At 67.8% G+C, this 9,165-nt stretch carries 8 protein-coding genes; all 8 read left to right on the forward strand.

Translation table 11 applies throughout. The annotated features are described in order from the left end of the window. Positions 1–26: 26 nt before the first annotated feature. Entirely contained in the window at positions 27–587 is a 561-nt protein-coding gene (locus ABDW61_RS24420; RefSeq protein WP_343642502.1) for a YbaK/EbsC family protein, read from the forward strand. Next, positions 584–820, forward strand: coding sequence for a DUF1289 domain-containing protein (locus tag ABDW61_RS24425; RefSeq protein ID WP_343642504.1), 237 nt, complete (start codon positions 584–586; stop codon positions 818–820). Before ABDW61_RS24420 ends, ABDW61_RS24425 begins: the two co-directional genes overlap by 4 nt. A gap of 66 nt (positions 821–886) precedes the next feature. Then, positions 887–1,528, forward strand: coding sequence for a 2-hydroxychromene-2-carboxylate isomerase (locus ABDW61_RS24430; RefSeq protein ID WP_343642506.1), 642 nt, complete (start codon positions 887–889; stop codon positions 1,526–1,528). Between the two features lie 222 nt (positions 1,529–1,750). After that, the gene (locus ABDW61_RS24435; RefSeq protein ID WP_343642508.1) at positions 1,751–3,433 is read left to right on the forward strand and encodes an MFS transporter; all 1,683 of its coding nucleotides are present in this window, start codon (positions 1,751–1,753) and stop codon (positions 3,431–3,433) included. Positions 3,434–3,669: 236 nt separating this feature from the next. After that, on the forward strand, positions 3,670–5,952 hold the full coding sequence (locus tag ABDW61_RS24440) for a type I secretion system permease/ATPase (protein WP_343642510.1): 2,283 nt from the start codon (positions 3,670–3,672) through the stop codon (positions 5,950–5,952). Continuing rightward, entirely contained in the window at positions 5,949–7,409 is a 1,461-nt protein-coding gene (locus ABDW61_RS24445) for an HlyD family type I secretion periplasmic adaptor subunit (protein WP_343642511.1), read from the forward strand. The genes ABDW61_RS24440 and ABDW61_RS24445 overlap by 4 nt, the downstream gene beginning before the upstream one ends. After that, a complete protein-coding gene (locus ABDW61_RS24450; RefSeq protein ID WP_343642513.1) occupies positions 7,409–8,692 on the forward strand; it encodes a glycosyltransferase family 4 protein in 1,284 nt (427 codons plus the stop codon). The genes ABDW61_RS24445 and ABDW61_RS24450 overlap by 1 nt, the downstream gene beginning before the upstream one ends. Then, positions 8,689–9,051: a hypothetical protein gene (locus ABDW61_RS24455; protein WP_343642515.1), complete on the forward strand. Its 363-nt coding sequence runs from the start codon at positions 8,689–8,691 to the stop codon at positions 9,049–9,051. The genes ABDW61_RS24450 and ABDW61_RS24455 overlap by 4 nt, the downstream gene beginning before the upstream one ends. The last annotated feature ends 114 nt before the right edge of the window (positions 9,052–9,165 follow it).

The following is a 9,165-nucleotide window of genomic DNA, read 5'->3' on the forward strand; positions in this document are numbered from 1 at the left end:
ATCGGCCCTTCGGCACAATGCGCGCCATGAGCGACACGACATCCCCTTCGACCGCCGCCCCCGAGGCCGACACCGCAGGTCCCGACGCCTCGCGCCCTGACGGCTTCCTGCGCGTCGCCGCCGCGCTGCGCGCGCTGTCCCATGAACACGCGCCGCGCTGGCTCGAGGTCTCGGCCCGCAGTTCCCAGGAGGCTGCCGACGCGCTGGGCGTCGCGCTCGGCCAGATCGCCAAGAGCGTGGTGTTCCGCCGCAAGAGCGATGACGCCGCCGTCCTCGTGATCGCCTCCGGCGACAAGCGTGTCGACGAGCGCAAGCTCGAGGCCCACACCGGCAAGCTCGGCCGCGCCGATGCCGACTACGTGAAGGCGCGCACCGGCTTCTCCATCGGCGGCGTGTCGCCGCTGGGCTTCCAGCCGAGCTATGCCACCGACGGCGAGCCCGCGCCGCCGCTGCTCTTCATCGACAAGGAGCTGTTCCGCTTCGACGCCATCTGGGCCGCGGCCGGTCACCCGAACGGCGTGTTCCTGATGTCGCCGCCGCAACTGGTGGCGCTGACCGGCGCGCCGGTGATCGAGGTGGCGCAATGACCGCCTTCGCCCGCACGCCCGAAGGGCGCATCGCTTCGCCCTGCATCAACGTCTGCAAGATGCATGAGCCGACCGCGCTATGCCGCGGCTGCGCCCGCACCATCCCCGAGATCGCCGGCTGGAGCAAGGCCGACGATGCTGAGCGCATCCGCATCCTGACGCTGCTGCCCGAGCGCCGCGCGCTGTTGGCCGCGCACGGCGCGCTCGCCACCGAGCCCCTCCCGAATACCTGAACGGCCTGAACGGCCCGACAGGCCCGGCCGCCACGGCCACACCCTCGACGCCACACAGGGACCGCGATGACCACCATCGATTTCTACTTCGACCCGATCTCGCCCTACGCCGCGCTGGCCTTTGAGCGGCTGCCCGAGGCGCTCGCCGGCCGCAGCGTCGCGGTGCGCTACCTGCCGGTGCTGTTCGGCGCGATGCTGAAGTCGCTGCAGCACAAGGGGCCGGCCGAGATCCCCGGCAAGCGCGACTGGACCTACCGCCAGGTGCAGTGGCTGGGCCACCGGCTGGGCGTGCCGCTGGACCTGCCCGCGGCGCATCCCTTCAACCCGCTGGGCCTGACGCGGCTGCTGTGGGCCACCGCGCCGGCCGGCCAGACGCCGGGCCGCTACGCCGTCGAGCGCGTGCTGCGCCACGTCTGGCGCGGCGGCCTGGACGCGGCCGATCCGGCGCGGCTCGCCGCGCTGACGGCGGACCTGGCGCCGATGCGCGACCCGGCCTCGGACGAAGTCAAGGCCGACCTGCGCGACGCGACCGACGCGGCCCTGGCGCGCGGCGTCTTCGGCGTGCCCACCTTCGGGGTTGGCGACAAGCTGTTCTGGGGCCTGGATGCGCTGGACATGCTGACCGCCTGCCTGGACGGCGACGCCTGGTTCGACGGCCCGGCCTGGGAGGCCGCGGCGTCCCTCCCGGTGGGGATACGCCGCAATTGACAGGGCAACGGACAGGGGGCGCTCGGGAGAGGGTAGGGACATACCCTTTGCTGCGGCTCACAGGCCTCCAAATTCCGCATCGAGAAATCCGGCCTCAGGGTTGCGCCGGAGTTTGTCAGCCAGAGGCAAGCAAGCCGTCAGAAATGGGTCAGAGCGGGCCCGGATAGTCCCGACGCAAGGGCCATCGGTCGATGGTTCTGGGAATTCCGAGGAGACAACCCCATGGCAACTGCAAGCGCAGTGACCACGAGCGCGCCGATGACGGCCGAGGAGAAGAAGGTCATCTTCGCCTCGTCGCTGGGCACGGTGTTCGAGTGGTACGACTTCTACCTGTACGGCTCGCTGGCCGCGATCATCGGCAAGCAGTTCTTCACCGGCCTGGACCCGACGGCGCAGTTCATCGCGTCGCTGATGGCGTTCGCGGCGGGCTTCATCGTGCGACCGTTCGGCGCGCTGGTGTTCGGCCGGCTGGGCGACATGATCGGCCGCAAGTACACCTTCCTGGTGACCATCCTGATCATGGGCCTGTCGACCTTCATCGTCGGCGTGCTGCCCACCTACGACACGATCGGACCCGCGGCCGCGGTGATCCTGGTCGGTCTGCGCCTGCTGCAAGGCCTGGCGCTGGGCGGTGAATACGGCGGTGCCGCGACCTACGTCGCCGAGCACGCGCCGCATGGCAAGCGGGGGGCGTACACCTCGTGGATCCAGACCACGGCGACGCTGGGCCTGTTCCTGTCGCTGATCGTGATCCTGGGCACCCGCACGGCGCTGGGCGAGGCCACGTTCGCGGCCTGGGGCTGGCGCGTGCCTTTCGTCGTGTCGATCCTGCTGCTCGGCGTGAGCGTGTGGATCCGGCTGTCGATGAACGAATCGCCGGCCTTCCAGAAGATGAAGTCCGAGGGCAAGACCTCCAAGGCGCCGCTGTCCGAGTCCTTCGGGCAGTGGAAGAACCTGAAGATCGTGCTGCTGGCGCTGTTCGGCCTGGTGGCCGGGCAGGGCGTGGTCTGGTACACGGGCCAGTTCTACGCGCTGTTCTTCCTGACCAGCGTGGTCAAGGTGGATGCGGCGGCGGCCAACATCATGGTGGCGGTGGCGCTGCTGATCGGCACGCCGTTCTTCGTCGTGTTCGGCACGCTGTCGGACAAGATCGGCCGCAAGCCCATCATCATGGCGGGTCTGCTGCTGGCGATCCTGACCTACTTCCCGCTGTTCAAGGCGCTGACCAACGCGGCCAACCCGGACCTGGCCAAGGCCCAGGCCACCGCGCAGATCACGCTGACGACGGACCCGGCGCAGTGCTCGTTCCAGGGCAGCCCGGTGGCGCGCGACGTGGACTTCACCACGCCTTGCGACATCGCCAAGCGCGCGCTGGCGCAAGCCGCGGCGAACTACGAGACGGTGCCCGGCGCGGCCGGCACCGGCCAGGTGAAGGTGGGCGACAAGGTCATCGAGGCGCCGACCGCCACGCTGACCGCTGGCGGCCACAAGTTCGACGAGGACAGCGCCAAGAAGATCGCCGCGTTCAAGAAGGAACTGGCGGACGCGATGAAGGCGGCGGGTTATCCGGCCAAGGCCGATCCGGCCAAGGTCAACACGCCGCTGGTGGTCGCGATCCTGACGGTGCTGGTGCTGTACGTGACGATGGTCTACGGCCCGATCGCCGCGATGCTGGTGGAGCTGTTCCCGACGCGCATCCGCTACACCTCGATGAGCCTGCCGTATCACATCGGCAATGGCTGGTTCGGCGGCCTGCTGCCGTCGATCAGCTTCGCGATGGTGGCGCAGAACGGCAACATCTATCACGGCCTGTGGTACCCGATCGGCATCGCCGCGCTGACCCTGGTCATCGGCCTCCTGTTCGTGCGCGAGACCAAGGACGTGGACATCTACGCCCGCGACTGAGCGCGATGCGCAAGCGCTTCGGCGCAAGACCTGGAAAGGCGGCTTCGGCCGCCTTTTTCATTTCCAACCGTTCCCTCACACGGACTTGCGCATGGCGCACCTGCCCGAATTTGCGCAGACGCTTTGTCACCACACCCTCTTTTGTGGGGTGAGCAACATATCTATGAGTGGCTTAACCTTTTAGTAATACAAGTTTGAGCCGCCATTGATGCGGCACGGGTGGGGTTATGTCGGGAGTGACGGGCGCGCAAGGCGCCCCGAGGGAGGCGCGCGAGTGCGAAGCACCGCGCGGTGAGCACCAGGATCAAGGGCCGCGAGAGCAGCACCAGCAGCAGGATCAGCACCAGGACCAGCAGCAGCAGCAGGACCAGCACCGGCATCCAGAGCGGGATGACGGCGCGCTCCACGCGTTGTGCGTCATCGCGCGGCTGCATCAGGTCTCGGCCGATGTGCCGTCGCTGCGGCACGCGCTGGGTCTGGGTCCGAGCGACGAGGTCCGCGAGCGCGACCTGCTGCTCGCCGCGAAGAGGCTCGGTCTGAAGGCCAAGGCTTCGCGCAGCGCGCCGGACCGGCTCACGCTGGTCGCTCTGCCGGCGCTGGCGCGGCTCAAGGACGGCCGCACGGTGGTGCTGGCGCAATGCGATGGCAAGCGGGTGCTGTTCATGGATCCGTCGAGCGATCCGCAGGCCGCGCGTCCCACGATCGAGCCGCTGGAGACCTTCGCCGCCGAATGGACCGGCGAGCTGATCCTGGTCACCAGCCGCGCGAGCCTGGCGGGCGAGCTCGCCAAGTTCGACTTCTCGTGGTTCATTCCCAGCATCGTCAAGCACCGCCGGCTGCTGGGCGAGGTGCTGACGATCTCGCTGTTCCTGCAGCTGTTCGCGCTGGTGAGCCCGCTGTTCTTCCAGGTCGTGATGGACAAGGTGCTGGTGCACCGCGGCATGACCACACTGGACGTGCTGGTCATCGGGCTGGTGGTGATCATGCTGTTCGAGAGCGCGCTGAACATCCTGCGCTCCTACGTCTTCAGCCACACGACGAGCCGCATCGACGTGGAGCTGGGCTCGCGGCTGTTCCGGCACCTGATGAACCTGCCGCTGGCCTACTTCCAGGCGCGGCGCGTGGGCGACTCGGTGGCGCGGGTGCGCGAGCTCGAGAACATCCGCCAGTTCCTCACCGGCAACGCGCTGACGCTGGTGCTGGACGTGCTGTTCTCGGTGATCTTCATTGCGGTGATGTTCAGCTACAGCGCGACGCTGACGCTGATCGTGCTGATCTCGCTGCCGCTGTACCTGATCCTGAGCCTGTCGATCGTGCCGGTGCTGCGCGGGCGGCTCAACGAGAAGTTCGCGCGCGGCGCGGAGAACCAGAGCCTGCTGGTGGAGACGGTGACGGGCATCCAGACCGTCAAGGCCAGCGCGCTGGAGCCGCAGATGGCGCGCAAGTGGGACGAGCAGCTCGCGGCCTACGTGTCGGCGTCGTTTCGCACGCAGACGCTGGCGCAGTACGGCAACGAGGGCATCAATCTGATCGGCAAGCTCGTCAACGCGGCGACGCTGTGGTGGGGCGCGCACCTGGTGATGGGCGGTGAGCTGAGCGTGGGCCAGTTCATCGCGTTCAACATGTTCGCGGGCCGCGTGGCGCAGCCGATCATGCGCATCGCGCAGATGTGGACGGACTTCCAGCAGACCGGCATCTCGATGGCGCGGCTGGGCGACGTGCTGAACACGCGCACCGAGCTGGCGCCGCAGAGCGCCGGCGCGATGCCGCGCGTGCGCGGCGATGTGGCGCTGGACAACGTCACTTTCCGCTACCGCCCCGACGCGCAGCCGGTGCTGCACGGCGTGAGCCTGACGGTGGCGGCGGGCGAGATCATCGGCATCGTGGGGCGCAGCGGCTCGGGCAAGAGCACGCTGACCAAGCTGCTGCAGCGGCTGTACGTGCCGGAGTCGGGACGGGTGCTCGTGGATGGGCAGGACATCGCCACGGCCGACGCGACGCAGCTGCGCCGCCAGGTCGGCGTGGTGTTGCAGGAGAACACGCTGTTCAACCGCTCGGTGCGGGAGAACATCGCCATCGCCGATCCGGGCGCGCCGCTGGAGGCGGTGATCCACGCGGCGAAGCTGGCGGGCGCGCATGAGTTCATCGCGGAACTGCCCGAGGGCTACGACACGGTGGTGGGCGAGCAGGGCACGGGGCTGTCGGGCGGACAGCGCCAGCGCATCGCGATCGCGCGGGCGCTGTTCGGGCAGCCGCGCATCCTGATCTTCGACGAGGCCACCAGCGCGCTCGACTACGAGAGCGAGGCCATCATCCAGAAGAACATGCGCGCGATCTGCCAGGGGCGGACGGTGTTCATCATTGCCCACCGGCTGAGCGCGGTGCGGCATGCCCACCGGATCATCGCGATGGAGAAGGGGCGCATTGCGGAGATGGGCAGCCATGAGGAGCTGATCTCGAAACCGCAGGGGCTCTACGCGCATCTGTGGCGCATGCAGGGCGAAGGAGGCGCGGAATGAGCGTGGCACCGATCGACACGACGACGGCGCCCGAGGCGCCGCGTCATCCGGCGCGCGAGCTGCTCGCGCGATATGCGGCGGTGTTCAAGGCCGCGTGGGAGCGGCGCGAGGAGCTGGCCGGGCCCAGGCGCATGGCCGATGAGCGCGCCTTCCTGCCCGCGGCGCTGGAGCTGCAGGAGACGCCGCCGCATCCGGCGCCGCGTCGCGCGGCGATCGCGATCTGCGCGCTGTTCCTGATCGCGCTGGTGTGGGCCATCGCCGGGCAGATCGACATCGTCGCGGTGGCGCAGGGGCGGATCATCGTCAGCGACCGCAGCAAGACCATTCAGCCGCTGGAGACCAGCGTGGTGCGCGAGGTCTTCGTCAAGGACGGGGACAAGGTGAAGGCGGGGCAGTTGCTGATCGCGCTGGACTCGACGATGACGGAGGCGGACAGCCACCGCGTCGAGAAGGAGCGCGTGGCCTCGCTGTCGGAGGTGCTGCGGGCGCGGGCGCTGCTGCAGTCGCTGACAGGGAGCGGCGTGCCGCAGCTCGCGGCGGAGGCGGTGAAGTCGATGCCGCGCGAGGACGCAGACAGCGCGCGCTTCCAGCTGCAGAGCGAGTGGGCGGACATCTCGGCCAAGCTGGCGAAGCTGCAGGCGGAGCTGGAGCGGCGCGAGGCGGAGATCGCGACAGCGAAGCAGCTCGTCGAGAAGCTGCAGAGCACGGTGCCGATGGCGCAGCAGCGCGAGCGCGACTACAAGGCGCTGAGCGATCAGGGCTTCGTCGCGGGGCACGCGGGGCAGGACCGCACGCGGGAGCGGGTGGAGCAGGAGAAGGACCTGGCGATGGCGCTGGCGCGTCAGCGCGAGGCGCAGGCGGCGCTGGCGGAGTCGCGCGGCTCGGCGGCGTCGTACCGGGCGGAGACGCTGCGCACGCTGCGCGAGCGCGAGGCGCAGGCGGATCTGAAGCTCAAGCAGCTCGCCGAGGAAGGCGCGAAGGCGGCCAAGCGCGATCAGCTCACGAAGCTGACGGCGCCGGTGGACGGCACGGTGCAACAGCTGGCGGTGCACACGGCTGGCGGCGTCGTGACCGAGGCGCAGGTGCTGCTGGTGCTGGTGCCCGATGAGGCGCAGGTGACGGCGGAAGTGGTGCTCGAGAACAAGGACATCGGCTTCGTGCGCGCGGGGCAGGAGGCGGAGATCAAGCTCGAGACCTTCCCGTACACGCGCTACGGCACGGTGCCCGCGACGGTGAAGAGCGTGACCGCGGATGCGGTGAATGACGAGAAGCGCAGGGCGATCTTTCCGGTGACGCTGGTGCTGGGGAAAGGGGCCATCGATGTCGATGGCAAGCCGGTGCGGCTGACGCCGGGGATGAACGTCACGGCGGAGGTGAAGACCGGACGACGGCGCGTCATCGAGTACCTGTTCAACCCGGTGCAGGAGCACGTGCAGGAAAGCCTGAGGGAGCGGTGATGCGGGTGCTGATCGTTCATCAGAACTTTCCGGGGCAGTTCCGGCATGTGGCCAAGGCGTGGTCGCAGCGGCCGGGCTGGCAGGTCGTGGGCATCGGCCGGGAGACGGCGCCGGGGATGCCGGAGCTCGAGCGCAGCGGGCGGCTCACGCTGATCCGCTACAAGCCGCATCGCGAGGTGGGCAAGGAGCAGCACCACTACCTGCGGCGAATGGAGGAGGCCGTGCTGCATGGGCAGGCGGTGGCGCGCGTGATGCTCAAGCTCAAGGCGCGCGGCTTCACGCCGGACGTGATCCTGGCGCACCCGGGCTGGGGCGAGACGCTCAACGCGAAGGACGTGTTCCCGGATGCGCGGCTCGTGCACTTCTGCGAGTGGTTCTACAACGCGCCGGCGCAAGGGAATGGGCTGAGCCCGGATTGGCAGGGCGCGGACATCGGCTTCGATCCGGAGTTCCCGGCGAGCTTCGACGACCGAGCGCGCATCCGGGCGTGGAACGCGCTGCATCTGCTGAACCTGGAGAACTGCGATGCGGCGATCAGCCCGACGCAGTGGCAGAAGGCGCAGCATCCGAAGGCGTATCTCGACAAGATCGTGGTGGGGCACGAGGGGATCGACCTCGACGGATTGGGGCCGGATTCGCAGGCGCGGATGACGATGCCGAACGGCGCGGTGCTCAAGGCAGGCGATCCGGTGATCACGTACGTGGCGCGGAACCTGGAGCCGTATCGAGGCTTCCATCGGTTCATGCGGACGCTGCCGGAGATTCAGAAGCAGCACAAGAGCTGCCAAGTGGTGATCGTGGGGGGAGATGACGTCAGTTATGGGCGGGCCCCGGGTGGGGGCAAGACCTGGCGTCAGGCGATGCTGGAGGAGGTCGGGGAGAAGCTCGATCCCGAGCGCACGCACTTCCTCGGGAAGTTGCCGTATGCGGATTACAAGCGGGTGCTGCAGCTGTCAGCGGCGCACCTGTATCTGACCTATCCGTTTGTGCTGAGCTGGTCGATGTTGGAAGCGATGGCGACCGGGTGCGTGGTGGTTGGGTCGGATACGGCGCCGGTCAGGGAAGTCATCGAGGACGGCGTGAATGGACGGCTGGTCGGGATGTTTGATGCTGAGCAGTTGGTGGGGCGGACGGTTGAGACCCTGGAGTTGGCGCCGCATCAGCGAGAACGTCTGAGCCAAGCGGCGAGACAGCGCGCGTCGGCATTTGGGACCGGTAAGGGGACGAAGGCGCTGGAAGCGCTGTGTATGGGCGAAGGCTTGGCCGAGAGGAGACGAGCATGAAGTCGATCTACTTGGCTGGCCTCGTCAGCTTGGTGTTGCTGGTCGCTTGCGGCGGGTCGCCTGCGAGGCGGGACGCCTTGGATGCACAGCAGGCGCAACGGCAGCGCGCAATGGCGATGTGGAAGGCCCGTTGCGAGAAATCGGGCGTATTTGTGCATAAGACGGTCAGTAACGTCGAAGGAATTTATTTAATAAATGTACGACTTCGATCCAATTTCGGAGATTCGGAAGAAGAGCAATATGCGCTCGATGATCCCTATGGACACGATTCCACCGGTGATCTCTACATTCATAACTTCCTTCGCGGGTTCCATCACCATCCAAAAGGAAAGCCTTCGCCGTACAAGAGCCTGTCCTGAATTTTGTGTGCGAGGCATAACATGACCCGACTCCGGAGCATTTATGCCAATCGACAAACCTCTGAGCAAGACCAAGCTGAGGAACGCCGCGATAGCGGCCAAGTCTGCCGCGTT

It is taken from the genome of Roseateles sp. (assembly GCF_039595595.1).
GTDB lineage: Bacteria > Pseudomonadota > Gammaproteobacteria > Burkholderiales > Burkholderiaceae_C > Roseateles.